Origin of the sequence: Limnoglobus roseus (assembly GCF_008254045.1) — a bacterium.
In the GTDB taxonomy this organism is placed as follows: Bacteria; Planctomycetota; Planctomycetia; order Gemmatales; family Gemmataceae; genus Limnoglobus; species Limnoglobus roseus.
The window spans coordinates 1095101-1113603 of the sequence record NZ_CP042425.1 but is presented as its reverse complement, the minus strand read 5'-3'; the positions used below and the strand labels follow the sequence as shown (position 1 = coordinate 1113603).

Below are 18503 nucleotides of genomic sequence, written 5' to 3'. Positions count from 1 at the left end.
TAACGACCAAGTCCCTGAAGATCAACCCCTCCCGTGAAACAAAAACCGCCCGCGATGAACGCGGGCAGTTCACGCATTCGGGAACGATCAGTCGTCCGAGCCGGCGGCCTTGCCGATGGCCCCGCCGGTCAGCTTCACGCCGATGACGATTTCCTTCTTGTCGACCTTGCTCTTCAGCGACTTCGTCACGTCCGTGATGATCGGCTTCATCTGCGGGGCCTGACCGCCGACGAGCGGCAACAGGGCCTTCGCCTTGCCGAGCAGGTCGTCGATCGTGGTGCCGAAGTCCGTCGCCGCGTCTTCGCTCTTCATGCTCAGTTGGATTTCCAGGGCCACGTCGCCCGTCACCTTCAGTGTCAGCGACGAGCTTTGCATTTGCTCGATTTGCTTCTTCAACTTCTCCGGGTCGTCAATGCCCGGGATCGGGGGCAGGTCGCCGACCTTGCCGTTGGTCACGCCCACGCCGAACAGCGACGCCTTGCCGTCCATCTTCGCGACCAGTTCGGCCAGTTCCTTCTTGAGGCCCGACTTGGTGCCGCTCTCCGAGCCCTTCATCGCGACGGCGACGAGCTTCTTGTCCGTCCCGCCGACGAGCGTCTTCTTGTCGGCCACGCTCACGAAGAACGGTTCGGGGCGGTTGCCGCCGGTGATCTTCACCAGCGTGTACTCGCCTTCCTTCACGATCGCCACCTTGTCGCCGTCCTTCTTGGCGGCGGCCTCGGCGGCTTCGAACAGCTTCTCCGGGTCGAACGTCCCGTGGACAACGACGAGGGCTTTCATTTCTTGCGGGTTGTCGCCCCAGAAGCCGCCGGTGAGCGTGTCCACGTCCTTGAGCGGGTCGAGGCCGAGGGCCTTGAACATCTTCTGGGCGTCGTTGCCTTCGAGGGCTTGCTTGACGTTCGCCAGGGCGTATTTCTTGAACAGGTCCGAGTCGAGGATCTGCTTGACGTTAACCTGGAAGTACGATTCCGCCTCGGCGGGGATCAGTTTTTCCACTTCCGCGGCCCCGGCGGGGGCGGCGGTCAGCGCGAGGCCGAGGGCGGCCGCCGCGAACAGCTTGCGAACGAAACGCATGAATTCCTCCTGAGGCAAAAGTGGCGGCGGTGTCCGGCACACGCCCGCTGGTGAACGTACCCCGCACGGTCCCGGCGGGTTTCACTGCTCTGGTAGAAGTTAGCCCGGCCGAGAGGGTTCGGGTAGGGGGTCTGGACGGGTGTTCGCCCGCCGCGGATCGGGCTTTGATCCCGGCGGTCGGGAAATCCATCGCCCCTCTGGTTCCGGTTCACGGCTATAACTAATCAATCACTATCGCGCCGGCGGTCGGTCTGCGGGCGCGACTCATTCCACGAGGTGGCATACATGGCGGTTCACGTTCAGAAGGAAGCTCCCGATTTCTCGGCCACGGCGGTCGTCAACGAAGAGTTCAAGCCCCTGAAGCTGTCGGACTACAAGGGCAAGAAATACGTCGTCCTGTTCTTCTACCCGCTCGACTTCACGTTCGTCTGCCCGACGGAAATCATCGCGTTCAGCGACCGGATCGCGGACTTCCACAAGCGCGACTGTGAAGTGGTCGGCGTCTCGGTGGACAGCGAGTTCAGCCACCTAGCGTGGATCAAGATGGCCCGCGCCGAGGGCGGTTTGGGCGAACTGAAGTACCCGCTCGTCGCCGACCTGACGAAGAAGATCGCCACCGACTACGGCGTTCTCCTCGAAGACGGCGTCGCTCTGCGGGGGCTGTTCCTCGTCGACAAGGCCGGCATCGTCCGGCACGTCACGATCAACGACCTGCCGCTGGGCCGGAGCGTGGACGAGGCGATTCGCGTCCTCGACGCGCTGCAGTTCTACGAGAAGAACGGCGAAGTCTGCCCGGCCGACTGGAAGCCCGGCAAGGCAACGATCAAGCCCGGCGTGAAGGAGTCGAAGGAGTACTTCTCGAAGGCGGGGAAGTAAAACAATCGGGCACGCGCGGCGCGCGTGCCCGACACTTCAGTGCTTGTTCTTGCTCTGGTGGACCGGCAGCACCTTGTACTCGTCGGTCGGGGCCGTGGTGCGGTCGTAGCCGCTGTGGTGGATCAACAGCCTCTTGGCTTCGTGGTGGTCGTCGCCGACCCGCACAGTCACGAGAAATCGCCCGGCCGCCACTTCACTCTCGTAGAACTTTGCATCCTCTTCCGGGATGCCCCAGCCGATCAACGCCCCGGCGATCCCGGCCAGCGCCGCCCCGCCGGCCGCGTTCAGCAGCACCGTGCCGAGGGCCCCGAGGGCCAGCACCGGCCCGATGACCGGCACGACGCCGGCGAGGATGCCCAACCCGAGCGCCGCCCCGCCGACCGCCCCGGCCGCCGCGCCGATGGCCAACCCCTGAGACGCCTCGGTCGTCGGTTCGTGGCCGGTCCCGTCGGACCGCACCGTGTCGCCGTGGGCGTTCTTCGTGAGCAGGCCGATCTGTTCGTCTTTGAACCCGGCTTCTTTCAAGTCTCGGATGGCGTGTTCCGCCCGCTCGCGGGTGGCGAAAACTCGCGCGATAGTCGTGGACATGGCGGCACCTCGGAGGGGTGAGAACTCACGTCCAGCTTAGCAGGTGGTGTGCCAAGGGCGAAGAGACGGGATGATCGCTCCCGGTCGGTCCGTTACTTTTTCGGTTCGACCGGCTTCGGCGGCAGCGGCTTTACGGGCTGCTCACCGAGGTCGAGTTCCACCGTTTGCAAATTGTCGCCGCGGCGGACTTCGAGCCGTAGCTTCATACCGGCCTTTGTCCGCTTCAGGTAGTCGTGGAACATCTTGATGCTGTAGATCGGCTCCCCGTCGATAAAGCTCACGAGGTCGTCGGCTTTCAGCCCCGCCTTCTCCGCGGGCGAACCGCTGACGGTGTCCTCGACATAGGGCGGCGTCTTCTCCAGCACGTTCGGCACGAAGATAATGCCGTGGTAGCCGCCGATACTCGCGACCACATCCGGCCGTTTGACCGGCTTGTACTGGCCCTTCATGCCGAGGGCCACGAAGTCCGGCAGCGTTAGCTTCGCCGTCTTGTCGCCGTCCTTCACTTCCACCTCGGCCGCGACCGGGATGGCGTAGTTCATCCACGTCTCGCTGAGCGTGTTCTTGATCTCCTTGCCGATGAGGCCGAGGAGGTTGCCCTTGCGGTCGGTCAGCGGGCCGCCGGCCGCGCCGGGGTTGTTGGTGATCTGGTCGACGACGTACACATCGCCGTGGTACGGGAAGTCGAACACGCCGCGGCGGCCGTGCATCTTCGTGTACGCGGCGATCACGCCCTTCTGGATGCTGAACTGCTCGTCCCGCATGGCGATCTCGAACTGGTTGCTGAACCCGAGGACCCAGTCACCGGGTTGGGCCTTCGGCCGCTTCACGGCCGCGTCGTAGTCGAAGAAGTCCAATTCCAGGCCGGTCGGCTCGTCGAGTTTCTTCCCCTCGACCTTGATTTTGAGCAGCGCGGAATCGAGCTCCGGTTCAGCGACGAGCAGCACGGCCTTCATCTTGCGGCCGTCACTCAGGTGAACGACGATCTCGGCCGAGTCGAGCATCTGCGTGGCGGACGTGAGAATGTGCCCGTCCGGCGAGATGAGAATGCCGGACCCGTAGTTCGCGACGCCGCGGAACCCGCCCGCTCCGAAGAGCTTCACGACGCGGGTGTTGACCTTCTCCGCGACGGTGCCGAACGGGTCGGCCGCCGATGCCGGGGCGGCGAGAACAAGCGAGACCAAGAGTGCGAACCGCATTGTGATCCTCTCGATGAAAACCCGATTAACCACAGAGGACACAGAGAGCACAGAGAAGAAGACCGAGATCTAAAAAACTCTATTCGATTTTGTCTTCTCTGTGCTCTCTGTGTCCTCTGTGGTTAGTTCGCCTTTTTGAATTCGAACTTCGCGAAGAACAGCGTGCCGTAGTTCTTGTCGCCCCACCGCACGTCGATGCGGTGCGGCACCTGCCGGCCGTCCACCGGCTTGTAGTCGCCGAAGTACAGTTCGCACGGGTCGGAATCCGGGATGACCGCGGCCTCGCAGGCGATCAGCTTCTGGTCCTTCTTGTCGAAGTACCACTTGCACTCGGTGGCCCCGTATTTGGTCTTCAGGACTTCGCAGTCCACCCGTCGCTTCGCCCAGTCGTCAACCTCTTTGCCGTCGGCCGGCGGGGGGTAGCACGGCTCGACGCCGCCGTGCGAGAAGTTCGCGGTGAACCCCTTGGCACCCTGCGTCAGCAACCGGCGGTACTGCGTCAGAACCGGGAGCAGCCCGCCGCTGTTGTCGGGCACGTTGAGTTCCAGCGGGTTCGCCGTCGGCATTTTCACCGAGAACGGCACGTTCATCGTCAGCTTCGCGTCGATACTGCCGTCGGTCGTATCCGCGATCGTCAGCGTCAGCGGCCCCTTGCGGTCGTTCGCGTTGAACGTCCCTTCGACGGCCCACGCCCCGCCGACGCCGGTGAAGTCGCCGTGCTTCTGGAAGTTCGCCCAGAGCTTGTCTCGCTGCTGCTCGTTGAAGTAGTAGTTCGCGTAGCCCTTCTTCTCCTTGAACAGCTTCATCGCCGGCGACCGCTTAGCGGCTTCCTTCGCCGGGTCGGGCCGTTCGGGTTGCTTCGGCTGGCCGGGCGGCGGGGCGTCCGGGTTGGCCCGCTCGTCCATCAGGCCCATCAGCCGGACGAGCGTCTCCTTCCGCGAGTTCTCGTGCCGGTAGGTCAGCGGCAACCGCCACTCCTTCGGGAAAATGCCGAGGATGTTCTTGTACTGGTTCGTGCTCGTCAGCGGCCGCCCGGCGAACGAGACGAGTTTGTCGCCGCCCCGCACGCCGCGGCGGAACACGTCGGCCTCTTCGAGGATCGTGCCGAACTTCATCTGGCTGAGCGTGCCGTCCTCGTTCTCGGTTTCGACGGTCGCCCCCATCGTGGCGTGGTCGGTGTCCAGACCCGCCTTGAAGTGGCCGAGGAAGTTCTTGATCTGGTTGATGCTGATGGCGTACCCGACGCCCGAGTTCACCCGGCCGCGCTTGTCGAACGACCCGCGGCCGTTGATGCCGATGAGTTCGCCCTGCATGTTGAACAGTGGCCCGCCGGAGTTGCCGGGGTTGATCGACGTGTCAATCTGGAGGCAGTCGGTGTACTCCAGCGTGCCGCCGCCTTCGGGCGGTTGGTAGCGGTTGACGCCGCTGACGAGGCCGTAGGTGACGGTGGGGGTGAAGTCCATCGACAGGCCGAACGGGTTGCCCATCGCCAGGGACCAGTCGCCGGCCTTGACCTTGTCGCTGTCGCCGAGTTGCACGAACGGGAACGGCGTGCCCGCCTTCTTCGGAACGAGTTTGATGAGGGCCACATCGCCGACCTTGTCCTGGCCGACCAGCACCGCGTCGTACAGAATGCCGTCCGCAAGCCCGGCCGACATGACCGGGCTAACGTCGGCGGTGACGTGGAAGTTTGTGAGGGCGTACCCTTCGGGATCAATGACGACGCCCGACCCGTGCCCGCCGCCGCCGTAGGGACAAACCGCGACGACCGCGGGCCGCACCTTCGCGACGACGGCCGTGCGCTCGGCCTCGGCCTTCTTCACGTCGCCGTCGAGGGCGACCGCCGACGGCAGCAGGGCGAGCGTGCCCGCAAGGGCGGCGAGCGGTAGGAGCAGGAGGGTGCGTTTCATGGGTGTCTCAGGAAATCAGGACCGACGACCGAACCCGATTTTCTCTCTCTCCCCCGGCTTTGAGGGGGAGAGGGTTAGGGTGAGGGGGAAGAGCATTCCTTCCACCAAAGACCGTCATTCATGTGATGAAGGTGTTCCCCCTCACCCTAACCCTCTCCCCCTCAAAGCCGGGGGAGAGGGGATAAGAATCGGCCCTACTTCTGGGAGACTATCCGCGTCGCCCGGCGACGCCGAATGCGACACCGGCGGCTAAGGCGAGAGCGTTGCCAACGGCCCACTGCACCGCGACCGCCGACGTTCCGGGAACAACCGTGGCCGCCCAGCACCCGAACCACATCACCAGCAGTACGAGGCCGACCGCGACCGGCTTCCGCCTCACCGCCCTCACTTCTGCACCCGGGCCTCGGCGAGGTTGATCTGGTTGCCCAGGTAGAGGCCGTCGCGCTCCAGAGTGATCCGTAACTCTTTGACGCCCTTGACGTCCAAATTTAACGCCTTCGCCGCGTCTTTTCGGCTCACCTTCGCCGCGAACAGCTCCTTGCCGTCGGCCGTGATGACCAGGCGGGCGGTGCTGTTCGCCACCGGCACGCTCTCGTCGATGCCGACGAGCATCTTCAGTTCGCGGAAGTCGCCTCCGAGCTTGTACGTCAGCGTCGTGTCGGGGTACACCCATAGGCCCTTCGCGTAACTCACGCCGTCGAGCTTCAGTTGCCCGCCGTCCTGGTTCTTGTCCCGCAGGTACGTGAAGTACGGCTCGCCGGCCACCGGCTGCGGGGCGGTCACGACCGCTTCCATGTCCGACAGGTACGAGATATTCCCCTGCGAGAAGTCGAGCTTGGCCAGGGCCGCGACCGGGTACTCGAACACCGCCCCGGCCACCGTCGTCACCTTGACGCCGGCCTTCGTCACTTGCACGTCCTTGGCGATGAGCGTGTTGCCGAACAGGTCGATGACCTTGCACAACGTCGGCGGAATCTGGCCCCGCGGCGGTTGGTTGAACACGAGGCCGCCGGTGGCCCGCGAGAGCTTGAACGTCACCTTCCCGCCGTCTTCCTTTTCGTACTCGATCGCGTCGCCGGCGGCGTTCCCGGTCAGCACCGTGCCGGCCACCGGGGTCAGGTCGTCATTGACCTTCAGCACGAACAGATCCCGCTTGCCGCGGCCGGACAGCACCTTCTTCCAGGCGAGCCGTGCCTTGGCGTCGTCGGCGTTGCGGGAGAAGCTGAAGATCGTCTCCATCGGGATCGTCATCGTCGGGGCGGCGACCTCGCCGGGCGGTTGCAGTAGCGTGACCTCGACGGCCTTCCCCTTGATGAGCAACCCCGTGGTGCGGATCACCGAGCCGTCGATGAGTTCGAGTTCGTCGTACTTGGCGTCCTTCGCCGGCACCTCGACCTTGCGGCCGTAGTCCACGACGAACACGTCCTTCACCGCCACGCCGACCGGCCCGCCCTCGGTTCGCACCGTCATCACGCCGTCGTTGATGGCGGTGACCTCGCCCTGGTGCTTCTTGCCGGTGAGCGTGCTGATGTCGGCGGCGGCGGCGAAGCCGAGGCAAGCCGACGCGAAGAGAAGGGCCAAACCGAACGGCTTCATGTCGCACGCGGGGGATGGGGAATGCGGGCGGGTTTACCTTACCAAATCTTACACGGGCGGGGGAGCGGTCCGTTGCGCCGGCCGCGGAAAACCGCCGGGCACGAAGGAAGGTAGCCAACGCACCCAAGCGTTCCGAGTCATTCCAAGTCCCAGACGACGATTCCCTTTTGGCCGGCGACAGCCGCCGTACTTCCTGCCGGGGAGAATGCCACAGCACGCAGTTCGCCGATCTGCCAGTCGTAGCTGTCCCGCTGGTGCCCGGTTGCAGCCTCGCAAACAGTCACGCGGCCATCTCGCCCACAGGCCGCGAGCAGCCGGTGGTCGGGCGAGACGGCCAGCCCGGTCGCATGCTTGTGGAACGCAGGCAGTTTCGCTATGCACGCTCCGCCGGGCACGTCCCACAAGCGGACCGTCCGCCCCGCCGCTACGGCCAACCGGTCGCGGCCTACGAAGGATAAATATCGAGCGTTGTCAGATTGATCCATGCGACACACTTCGCCCCCCGTCGCCACGTTGTAAACAACGACATCCCGTAGTCCCCCGGTTACAGCCGCCAAGTTTCCGTCCGCGGAAAAGCTCGCGGCCACGCCGAAGTACCCGCGGGCGTGGTGGAACGACTCACAATCGCTGGTGGCCGTGCGGACATGGAAGCGGGTGCTGTAGTAGCCGTCGGTGACGACCACTTCGGCGTAAATCACGGCCGTCCCGCCGGCCCCGAATGCCGATGGCGACCACCCGGGCCGGGGCCACAACACCGCCGGTTCACCGACGACCGTAGGGAGTTCTTGGTCGGCCGGCCAAAACCCTTGCTCGCGCAGGAAGGCTGCCCCCTCGGGGCGGAACAGGCAGAATGCAGCCGTTGCTTGAGATGGCGGGACGACCGCCGTCGCCCCGTCGCCTAAATCCCACCGGCGGATAGTGCGGGCACTGCTGAAGTCGATGGACAGCAGTTCGTGATCGTTCAAGTACGCCGCGGCCGAGAACGCTACTCCGGGAATCGTCAGCAACTTCACGGCACGTGCTCCGTCGCGTCGGCGTCCGGTGATCGCCTCCCGCATCGCGGTGAGATTAACCGCAGGAAAGTTTGTGGTCGCATGAACGACCGCGGGCGGCGTCCTTCGTGAAAAGGACGCCGCCCGGTCGTGTGGTGGTCGTGCGCTGCGTTACGGCTGCACGTTGTGCAACTTGTTCAGCGACTTGAAGTACTCCTCGATCATCGGCCGGAACTTCGGCGGCATGTCGCGGGTGATCTCCTGGATCGCCTTGGCACGCTCGGACGCGGGGAGCTTGCCCCACTCTTCGCCGAGCTTCTTCAGTTGCTTGTCGTTGACCTTGCCGTCGCCGCCGCCGCCCATGATGCGGCTGTCGTTGGCCGGGTTGTTCGGGTTCAGGTTGCCGGGGCCGGGCTTGTCGCACTCGCCGCCGTTCGGGCACTGGCCGCCGTTGCACTGACCCTTGCTCTGATTCTCCAGTTCCTTGATCTTCTCGTCGAGGCGGAAGAGGATCTTCTTCTGAATCTCCTGCGTCTTCTCGCCGCCGCGGGCCAGGTCGAGCCGACGGCCGCTGTTGTCCATCAGGCGGCCGACGTTCGCGAGGTCTTTCGCGTCCGGCGACCAGTTCTGCATGTCGAAGAACATCAGCGTCGCGACCATCTTGTAGCGATCGGGCGTGTCTGCCACGTCGTCGAGCAGGCGGGTGATCGAACCGACGGCCTGGTCCTTCTGGATCAGAGCGTGTTCGGACACGGCCTTGTAGAAGTAATAGCTGGCCGGGTCCACGACCAACTCCGGTTGCACGGCCTTGAGGGCGTCGAGCGCTTCCTCGTAAACCCGCTTGTTGGACAGGGCCTTCGCGTAGGCGGTGGCGACGTTGGCCGTGAAGAACGGGTCGGCCTTCGCGTCCTTCAGGAACGCAGGGGCGTCCAGCGGCGGGTCGGCGTCCGGGTTCTTGGCGGTCTTCAGGGCGGCCGCGATGTCCGGGCTGCCGAGAACGAGGCTGTCGATGGTCCGGTCCAGAACGGATCGGCCTTCGTTGGCCCAGATCTTGTCGAACGCGGCTTGATCGAGCTTGTGGGTCGCCGTCAGGTACGCGGCCGACTTCGCCCGGGCTTCATCGGCCTTGGCGGTGCGGAGCGTGCCGAAGGTGTAAATCATCGGCGCCGCGGGCGTCCCGGCGGCGGGAATGCTCGTAGCGGGTTCGGTGGCCGAGATGGCCAGACCGGTGACGGCGGACAGGGCGGCAGTTGCGACCCACTTGCGGATGACCACGTTCAAGCCTCCTCAGAATTGGCGAGGAACACGGGTCGGAGAGAAGAAACCAGGGATGAGTATCGGCCATCATCGGCCGTCTTCAACTCCTAACTCTAACCTTTATCGGGCAGTCCCACAACCAGAATTATACTCCTCATCGTTCTCTCCTTTTTAACCGGAGAGCGAGAGGGCGTTATTTGTTGGCCCCGGTGGCCATCTTTTGAATCATGTCCTGAAGTTTCGCCTGCCGTTGTGAAAGCTGGCGGAGTTCGTTCTGGACGATCGGGTCGGATGCTTGCTCGCCGGTGTACTTGGTGGCGTACATCTTCGTGCGGCTGTTCACCTGCGTCTGGAAGGCGCGGATCAACTTCAACTCGGCCAACTGGTCGATCAGCGGCTTCGGGCCGGGCTTGCCGCCGGGCGGCGGGGGTTCGCCCTGCGACTTCTTGATCTCCTGCTGGGCCTTCTTCAGCGATTCGATCATGTCCTTGAGCATCTGGATGATGTTTTCTTCGATCGCCTGCGTGTCGGTGTCCACCCAGGTCGCGGCCAGTCGCTTTTGCACGGCCTGCATGTCGCCCTTCACCTCTTCCAGCACGCCGGCGAAGGCGACGGCCGAGCCTTCCGACTCCAGCAACTTCATTGCCTTTTCCGCTTCCGCGACGATCTCGCTTTCCTTGTCCCCGAGTTGCTGCGACTTCTGGTGGTCGGCCGTGGTCTTCTGGTTGTTGTTCTTGACCACGCCATTGTGTACGACCTTCGTGCCCTCGTAGACTTCGATTTGCATCGAGAGCATCCGGTTGCAACGGGCTTCGAGGGCCGCCAACGTCTTCAGCATTTCCTCCTCGCGGAGTTGCTTGAGTTTCTTCTTCAGTTCTTCGATGGCCTTCGCCAGCTTTTCGATCGCTTGGTCCTGTTGCTTCGCGGCTTCCACGCGGTCTGGCTTCTTGAGTTCTTCCTCGGCCTGCTTCTGATTCGGGTACGCCTCGGCGACCTGCTTCCGGCCGGGCGTCTGGTTCTGCGGCGGCGGGGGCGGCGGGGATTGCCCGCCCGGCTGGCCGGGCTTCGGCTCGCCATCGCCGGGCGGCTTCGCCTGGGCTTGTTGCTCACCGGGCTTTGGTTCGCCGCCCTTGCCGCGCCCTTCGCCGCCCTTGGCCTGCTGACCCTTCGACGACTTCGGCTCGCCCTTCCCCTGCCCCGTGCCCTTGCTCTCGCCGGCCGGCTTCGGTTCCCCGGCTTTCGGCTCACCCGCTTTGGGCTCACCGGCCTTCGGCTCGCCGGCTTTGGGTTCACCCGCTTTCGGTTCCCCGGTCTTGGGTTCTCCCGCCTTCGGTTCCCCGGCTTTCGGTTCTCCCGCACCCTTCGGCTCGCCGGCTTCGCCTTCCTTTGGTTCGCCGCCCTTCTTGCTCTCGGCCGCGTTCTCGCTCGGCTTGCCTTCCTTCGCCTCGGAACCCTTCTCACCGGCCATCGGGTCCTTGTCGTTCGCCTTCGGATCCTTGCTGTCGCCCTTGGCTTCGGCCGACGATTCGCCCGGCTTCGGCTCGCCCTTCGGCGTCGACTTGGGGTCGGCCTTCGCGGTCGCTTCACCGCCCTTCTTGTCGTCGCCGGGCTTCTTGCCGCCCATGCGCTCGGCCAGATCCTTCGTCTGATCGGCCAAGTCCTTCTGGGTGTTCGCCTGTTTGCTGGCGTCCCCCTTGCCGGCTTCGACCATCGCCCGGTGGTTCTCGGTCTTCCGCTTCAGCGCCTCGGCGGCCTTCAGGAACTGTTCGAGGGTGGCGATCTCCTTCTTCAGCCGCTCCGACTCGTCGTCGGTCTGGAGGATGGTGATCATCTCCTGAAGGGCCTTGATGAGTTCCGCGTTCTGGCCCTTGATGCCGCCGATGTCCTGCGGGTTCTCGGACCCCTTGCTGAGGCCGGCGATGAGCGTCTTGTACTGGGTGTCGATGCCGGCCTTCTGCGAGTGCTCGATGGCGGCGTAGATCGTCTTCGCCCGTTCCTTGTCCTCGGGCCGGTCGCTCTTCTCCAACCGCTGGGCCAGCGTCAGTAGGCCGCGGGAGAGTTCCTGGAAGATCTTGGCGTTCTTCTCCTGCGGCCCGCGGAGTTCTTTCGTGCTACCGGGCGTCGTGTCGGCCGGAACCGGGGGCGTTGCCTTCGGGTCAGTCGGTTGGGGAGTTTGGGCCGTGATAACGGTCGTGGCCAGCAGTGCGGCGGTAGCCACCAGGAGCGATTGCAGGGCGAACTGAACGCGCGAAAGCATGGCGGATCTCCCGAACACACGGTTCGGATGGGAAGCAGTTCCACAGGAGAGGACGAGTTACATATTACGCGCCAACAGCGGAATTCGGAAATTCCGGGGCCGCCGGGAGAGCGACGGCCGGTGGGGTTATTTGACTTTGACCCGCACCTCGATCGGATTGCCGACCGACGGTACCAGCTTTATCGTGTATTCGCCAGACTTATTTCCGGCGGTCAACTCGTATTCCACCACGTCCTTATCGTCGGCGACCGTCACTTCGGCCGGGACCTTGACCTCGCCGCCGGCCGGGGCTTCGAACTTCACCTTGTAGACGTTGCCGTCGAACGCCAGCCAGTTCAGCGGGTTCTTGACCGTCTTTTTCTCGCCCTGCGCGAGTTCCACCGTCGGGATCGTGGCGATCACCGGCATCCGCAGCCGTTCCAGGACGTTCTTCTGGATGTTCTCCAGAATCTTGCCGCTCTGCTGCTGTTGCGTCACGAGACGTTCCAACTCGCCGCGAATCTTGCTCAGGCTGATCGCCTCGCCGAGCTTGTCGCGGAGGGCCTGCACCTGCGAGATCAGCGATTGCAGGTCCGACTGGTCCTTGCCGATCAGCGACTCTTCCGGCCGGCGGTTCTCCAGGAGGGCCGTCAGGAAGTTCTTGTGCGTCTCCTCGGTCAGCGGGAACGCGGTTTCGAGAATCTGATTCAGGTCGCGGAGGATTTCGTTCTCGATCCGCTTCTGCGTCTGGTCGATGCCGTTGAACCGGGCCTCCTTCTCCAACCGGCGGTATTCCATCTGAATCGCCGTCGTCAGTTCGCGGGCCTTGCTGATGTCTTGCCCCAGGTCCTGTGCCCGCACGCCGGCCGACACGAGGATGTCCGGCGGCGGGGCGAGGTCGCGCAGCCGCACGGCCGTCTGGCTGAGTTTCGTCTGGGCCTCGCGGAGTTTCTTCAGCACGTCGTCGAGGCGGGCGATCTGCACTTCCTCGTCCTTCGCGATCTCGACCAGCAGTTCCGCCTCGGAAATCACGAGCAAGCGGATCGGCTCGACGCTCTGCCCGACCTTCGGCCCCGTCTCGTAGTTGGTGTCGGTGGCCAGCAGATTCATCTCGATCCGGTAGCGGGCCTGAATCTTCGAGGCGTCCTTCTCCAACAAGGCCGGGATGGCGGCCTTCAGGTTGAAGACGTCCTCGTCCTGGTTCTGGAACCGGAGTTCCCGCACCGTCTGCGGGTCGTCCGGCGGCTGCGGCACGGTGAGTTTTTGGTTCAGCACGGCGAGCGTGTCGAACCGCCGCTTCGCGAACTCTTCGGTGAACCGCGGCAGCGGGAACTCGCCGGCCGTGGTCTTGCCGACGTTCGCGTCGGAGGCGTCTTGCACGTACTGGGCGGCGATCACCGTGCGGATCGGGGCGGCGATCGTCGGCATCAGCGGCGCACCGGCGAACACCCCGGCCACCAGCGGCAACTTCGCCTCGACCGTCACGGCCGCGTCCACCTGTTGGTAGGTGTAGGCGAACACAACCTTGCTCAGCCCGGCGTCGTCCTTCACCTTACTCTCGGTCAGGAACGGCACGCGGGCGATCGGGGTCACGAGGAACGAATTCCCCTGCTTCCGCAGCACGTCCACGACAAGTTCCACCTGCGGCACTTGGTCTTCGGCTACCTGCACCAGCACCGCCCGCGTCGTGGCCACGTCGTCTTCGTCCACGAGCGTCAGGTCGAACTCCATGTTCGCCGTCGGCCGGTCGGCCCCGCGGAAGGCGAGGCTGAACTGCGTCCGCTCGTCGTTGTCGGTCGGCACGGTGATCGGCTGCGTGTCGCCGGTCTTCTGGCCCGGCAGCTTGCCGATCTTCGGCGTGACGATCGCGTGCTTCAGCGGCTTGTCGGCGACCCCGCGGAGGACGAACTCCGTGCCCTGGATGATCGAGAACGACGACCGGTCGCCGGTCAGCGACAGGTCTTTCTCGCCGAGCACCTGGCGCAGCCCCTTCAGTTCGGCGAAGTCTTGTTTGCCCCCCTCGCGGACCGGCGGGGCGTGGTACAGGTAAGCGGGTTGGTACTCGGTGCGGGTCAGCTTCGCGAACATCGGCGGCGGCACGAGCGTGATCGCGCGGGCGGTGGTGGTGAAGTCGGCCCCCTTCACGGTGAAGCGGATCGACTCCTTCAGCCCGGACACTTCGCCCGAGAAGATGTTGCCGGCCTCGCGGTTGAGGTTGATCCGGCCGCGGGTCTTCGCCCCGCCGTAGGAGAGCGTCATCGCGTCGGGGATGTCCAGCCGGCGGACCGTGCGCGTCATCCGCGAGTCGGACGCGAGCGCGGCGAGCTTGCCCATCAGTTCCGGCACGCCGGCGCAGTCGGCCCCCTCGGCCTCGATGCGGTCCACGTCCCACCCGCGGGCGTCGGTCGGCAGATGCTTCCCCTCGCCGCCGGCCACGACCGCCGAGGCGTAAGCCGCTAACCCCGGCAGCTTGTCGCCGAAGTCGGACCACATCAACGGCCGCCAGCCGTGCAGTCGCGTGCGGTCGGCGACAACCCACTTGAACGCCCGCGACTTGACCTTCGGCGAGGCCGCGTCCTTCCCGATGCGGAGTTCCTGATCGGGGAAGCCGACGAGTTCGATGTGCGCCTTCCGCGGCCACGGCGTGTTGCGGAAGGTCACGTTCCGCTCGAACCAGATCGACGCCACGTCGCCGAACTCGCCGGTGAACTTGCTCGCCGGGCCGCCGCCGAACGCGGCGTAGGCAGCGTAGGCCAGCCCGAGCGCGCCGAGGGCGACGACGCCGAGGACAATGCACTTCCGCCGGATGCGGTCCCAGTTGAACACCGACGCTACCGGCACTTGCCCGACACGCTCGCGGGCCTCTTCGATGGTCTGCCGGATCATGTCCGCGGAGTAGCCGAAGGCGTGCTGCTTCTCCACGTCGGCGAGTTCGACGGCCGTGATGAGCCGGTCGCCGAGCACGTCGGGGAACCGCTTCTCTAGCACGAGGGCGAGTTCGCGGTTCTCTTCCGTCGTCCGCAGCCAAAAGGTGTAGCGGACGAGGAGGATGACGAGGAAGATCGGCGCGAACACGGCCGCGAGGAGGACGTGGAACAGGAGCGGCAGTTCGAGCAGGTGCCGCCGCACCCACGGCTGCGACACGCGGCCGAGGACTTGCTTGACGACCTCCCGTCGGATGACGAGGACGGCGAGCGGGCCGAAGACGAGGGCCACTTGGGCGAGCAACCGGAAGCCCCGCGGCGCGTCGACGACCCAGTCGAACCCGGCGACCTTGAACAGCCCGAAGTCGAGGGCGAGGCCGATCCAAAACCACAGCACGACGACGATGGCGAGCGTGACCGCGGCGTCGGCGAGCATGTACTGCCGGATCGTGCCGCGAATCTGATCGAGCGGGTTCGCGATCTTCGCGTCGAGCTTCGGGGCGTCGAGGGTGTCAACAGGCATGGGTTGTCCAGCAGTGTATTTCGTAGGGTGGTGCCGGGTCTTCGCGGCCCACCGCATTTCTCCCTCTCTCCCGGCTTTGAGGGGAGAGGGCCGGGGTGAGGGGGAAAGCGTCCCTCACGCCCGACACAAGTTTTTGAGGGAGGAAAGCCCGCCCCTCACCCTAACCCTCTCCCCCTCAAAGCCGGGGAAGAGGGGACCAGAATTACGCCAGCCGTGCCAGCTTCCGCACGCTCCACTCGATCGTCAGCAGGCCGATCGCGGCCATCAGGAGGTAGCTGATCGTCACCACCCGGCCGCCGGTCGCCCAACTCGGCAACGTCGCGCCCTTGTCCCATAGGTCTTCGACCGCCCCGCGGTTGCGGAACTCTTTGCGGTCCGACTTCAGGCACGCCGGGATCAGTTCGAGCTTGTCCTTCTCAGCCAGTTTGAACGCGAGCTTCACCTTGCCTGTGTCGGTCGCACTGCCCTTGAGCCGCTCCAGCACGCCGGGCTCCGTGATCTTGGGTTCCACGTCCTTCAGCGAACTCGCCGCGTTCACCAGGGCCGTGAAGTCCGGCCGGGCGTTGTCCAACTCCGGGTCGGAGCGGCGGACCATGAACTCGCCGCTGATCGTGTCGCCGGGGCTGTCCGGCACGTCCACCACGACCTTGTACCGGAACTCGCCGGGCGGGAACTGCTTCGCGTCGGCGAGGACCTGCGCCTGGTAGTAGCCGTCGAACCCGGCCGCCCCCTTCTTCGCGGCCATTTGAATCGGGCCGATCGGCTTCGCCCGCTTCGTGCCGTCCGGGTCGTAGGCTTCGACGATGAACTTCGGGCTGATCGCGTCCGGCGGGTACGGCTTGCCGTTCGGGGCGAGCAGCCGTGTTTGCACGCGGACCATCGAACCGGACGAGTACTCCTTGTTCACGAGTACCTGCCCGCGGAACGACTGCACGTTCCGCCGGGCCGCCGAGATGTTCCGGCCGAGGCGAATCCAGAACCGCTCGAAGAACGTCGGGTCTACCATCCGCGTTCGCCACATCTCGCCCGAGCCGAGGAACGCCGTGCGGCCGCGGCCGGGCTGGTTGATGACGAAGTACGGTTTCGGCTCGCCCTCGCCGCGCTCGTTCACGTCGAGGAACTCCATCAGCACGGCCGCCCCGGGCTTCGTCATCTTCAGCGGGAAGTACGAATAGAAGCCGTTCTTCGGGTTCAGCAGGTCCCGCTGGTTCGCGGTGCTGACGAACTTGTCCTTGCCGCTGAAGAACTTTTCCCACCCCGCCACCGGGTCGTCGGTCGCGTCGTCGAGTTTCAGCACGTCGAACTCGGCGTTCGGCGTGAGCTTCAGCCGCCGCGGGGTGCGGGGGATCGGCCGCGTCTTCAGCAAAATGATGTCGTCCGGCAACGCGCACATCATTTCGAGCAGCGGCTTCAACCGACCGCTCTCGTCAGCCCGCGCGAGTTGGTACGTGTGGATCGGCCCGCCGACGTAGACGAACCCGCCGCCGCCCTCGACGACCCACGTTCGCAGGTTCTCGATCTGCTCGGCCGAGAGTTCCGACCAGTCCGGGTCGAAGGCCAGGATGAGGTCGTACTCGTGCAAGTTGAGGTACTTGTCCTCGGACTTGTCGGTCGGCTTCGGCGTCGTCTCGTACCGCGTCGGGAACTTGATGAGCAGCCGGTCCGGCGTCACGTCCTGGGTGATGTTCCCCTCGTGGCCGCCCTCGTTTTGCAGGAAGATGCTCAACTCGGCCCGCTTCTCGTTCACTTCTCGCATCAGCAGTGTGCGGAGCGTCTGGTACTCGCGGGTCGGCCCGCTCGCCCACAGGAGAATCCGCATCGGCGATTCGAGCACCTGCACCACCCGCGGCGACGAGACGTGTTCCGGCTTGTCGTAAATCTCCCGCTTGTCGGTCGCCACGCGGGCGACCATCGACCACGCTCCTTGCTTGAGTTGCTTCCGCTTGCCGGCCCGCTTCGCGTCGTCCTTCTTCGCTTCCTCGGTCATCGACTCCGGCAGTTGGTCGGCGTCGATGACGAACTCGACCTGCCCGTGCGGCGGATCGCCCGGTTGGAAGGTGAGCTTCGCCGTCAGTTCGTGATCGGTCGCGGCGCTCTTCGGGTCTTTGCCCGGCAGGAAGAGGCCGAGTTTCACTTCGACTTCCTGCCGTTCGAGCCCGACGCCGTCCACTTCGACGGCCACCTTGAACGGCTCGTCCGGCGGCGCGCGGTCGGGGGCTTGGAGGTCGGTGATGGTGATGGCGATGTTCTCGCGTGGCTCGCCGACGGCCACGGTGAAGACGGGAATCTTCTCGCGGGCGGCCCGCTCCTTGAGTTCGTTGTAAGCGGCCGCACTGCCGAGGTTGCTACGGCCGTCGGTGAAGACGATGACGCCCTGCACCATGTTCGCCGCCTCGCGGTTGATGGCCGCCGTGATCGAGTCCGGCACGTTGGTGCCCAGCACGATCGACCGGGCCACGTCGGTCCGCTTGTCGAGCTTCGTGCGGTTGTCGAGTAGGGCCTTCTTCTCGTCTTCCGTCAGCGACCCCGGCACGACTTCGCCTTCCGGCAACTTCGACCACGCGATCGCCCACTCCGCGTTGCCCGGCGTCTCGGCCTTCCACGCCGGCATCTTCTCGACCGCGTCGCGGGCTTCCTTCGATAGCCCCCGCAGCACCCACGGCTTGAAGTCGTAGTTCGCCCACGACTCCCACTCGGCCTTCGTCCAGACCGGCGTCTCGGGGTTGACGGTGCGCGTCTCGTCGTCGAGGCGGCCGCCGAAGCGGTAGACGAAGACGGGGTTCTTGTCGATGATCTTTTGCAGGAACGCGACGCGGTCGTCGGTGAGGAAGTCGAGGACTTTCTGCACCCGCGTGGCCGGCTTCGGCGCGCCAGCACTCGCCCGGTCGTCGGCGATCTGCGTCATGCTCGGCGACACGTCGAGCAGGATCAGCACGCGCGACGTCTTCTCCGTCGTCTCCCACGTCTGCTTGGCCGGCAGCAGGAACGCGATCGCGAGCAGGACGTAAACGAGCATCCGCAGGACCGCGAGCGGCACGGCAACGTACCAATGGCACGTCCGCGAGTCGCGGGCGTACATCCAGATGACGAACAGCGCGCCGACGATGAGGACGCCGATGGTGAGCACCCACCACGCCGTCGCGGTCGCCTCCGGGCTGACCATCGGGAACGGGTCGCTCAGCCGCCGGAAGACGGTTTCGGTGTCACGCACTACGCCGGTGTCATTCATCAGGGGGTCTCAAGTCGTTAGTCGCTCGGGCCGAACTCGTCAGCCACTCTCAGCACCCTCTCCCCCGGCTTTGAGGGGGAGAGGGCAGGGTGAGGGGGG

Annotated in this window: 12 protein-coding genes; 1 reads left to right on the top strand and 11 read right to left on the bottom strand. The window is 65.1% G+C overall.

What is annotated here, in order from left to right:
• Window positions 1–87 precede the first annotated feature (87 nt).
• Window positions 88–1074, bottom strand: coding sequence for a hypothetical protein (locus tag PX52LOC_RS04430; protein ID WP_149108958.1), 987 nt, complete (start codon window positions 1072–1074; stop codon window positions 88–90).
• 285 nt (window positions 1075–1359) lie between these two features.
• Between PX52LOC_RS04430 and PX52LOC_RS04425 the strand changes: the two genes are divergently transcribed.
• Entirely contained in the window at window positions 1360–1950 is a 591-nt protein-coding gene (locus PX52LOC_RS04425; protein ID WP_149108957.1) for a peroxiredoxin, read from the top strand.
• Between the two features lie 36 nt (window positions 1951–1986).
• On the opposite strand, the gene PX52LOC_RS04420 is transcribed toward PX52LOC_RS04425, so the two are convergent.
• The 10 genes from PX52LOC_RS04420 to PX52LOC_RS04380 form a co-directional block, all read right to left on the bottom strand.
• On the bottom strand, window positions 1987–2538 hold the full coding sequence (locus tag PX52LOC_RS04420) for a hypothetical protein (protein WP_149108956.1): 552 nt from the start codon (window positions 2536–2538) through the stop codon (window positions 1987–1989).
• Between the two features lie 92 nt (window positions 2539–2630).
• A complete protein-coding gene (locus PX52LOC_RS04415) occupies window positions 2631–3737 on the bottom strand; it encodes a S1C family serine protease (protein ID WP_149108955.1) in 1107 nt (368 codons plus the stop codon).
• A 122-nt stretch (window positions 3738–3859) separates the two neighbouring features.
• Window positions 3860–5647, bottom strand: a complete 1788-nt coding sequence (locus PX52LOC_RS04410) for a S1C family serine protease (RefSeq protein WP_149108954.1) — start codon at window positions 5645–5647, stop codon at window positions 3860–3862.
• A 208-nt stretch (window positions 5648–5855) separates the two neighbouring features.
• Window positions 5856–6026 carry a hypothetical protein gene (locus tag PX52LOC_RS40205; protein WP_168218795.1) on the bottom strand — a complete coding sequence of 57 codons (171 nt, stop codon included), beginning with the start codon at window positions 6024–6026 and terminating at the stop codon, window positions 5856–5858.
• A 5-nt stretch (window positions 6027–6031) separates the two neighbouring features.
• Window positions 6032–7243 (bottom strand): NPCBM/NEW2 domain-containing protein, encoded by a 1212-nt coding sequence (locus PX52LOC_RS04405; RefSeq protein WP_149108953.1) that lies wholly within the window; start codon window positions 7241–7243, stop codon window positions 6032–6034.
• 137 nt (window positions 7244–7380) lie between these two features.
• A complete protein-coding gene (locus PX52LOC_RS04400; RefSeq protein WP_168218794.1) occupies window positions 7381–8256 on the bottom strand; it encodes a WD40 repeat domain-containing protein in 876 nt (291 codons plus the stop codon).
• A gap of 150 nt (window positions 8257–8406) precedes the next feature.
• Complete coding sequence (locus tag PX52LOC_RS04395; RefSeq protein WP_149108951.1) at window positions 8407–9510, bottom strand: hypothetical protein; 1104 nt, start codon at window positions 9508–9510, stop codon at window positions 8407–8409.
• Between the two features lie 175 nt (window positions 9511–9685).
• Window positions 9686–11749, bottom strand: coding sequence for a hypothetical protein (locus PX52LOC_RS04390; protein WP_149108950.1), 2064 nt, complete (start codon window positions 11747–11749; stop codon window positions 9686–9688).
• Window positions 11750–11875: 126 nt separating this feature from the next.
• Entirely contained in the window at window positions 11876–15175 is a 3300-nt protein-coding gene (locus tag PX52LOC_RS04385; RefSeq protein WP_149108949.1) for a mitotic spindle assembly checkpoint protein MAD1, read from the bottom strand.
• A 202-nt stretch (window positions 15176–15377) separates the two neighbouring features.
• Window positions 15378–18404, bottom strand: coding sequence for a vWA domain-containing protein (locus tag PX52LOC_RS04380; RefSeq protein ID WP_149108948.1), 3027 nt, complete (start codon window positions 18402–18404; stop codon window positions 15378–15380).
• Window positions 18405–18503: the final 99 nt, after the last annotated feature.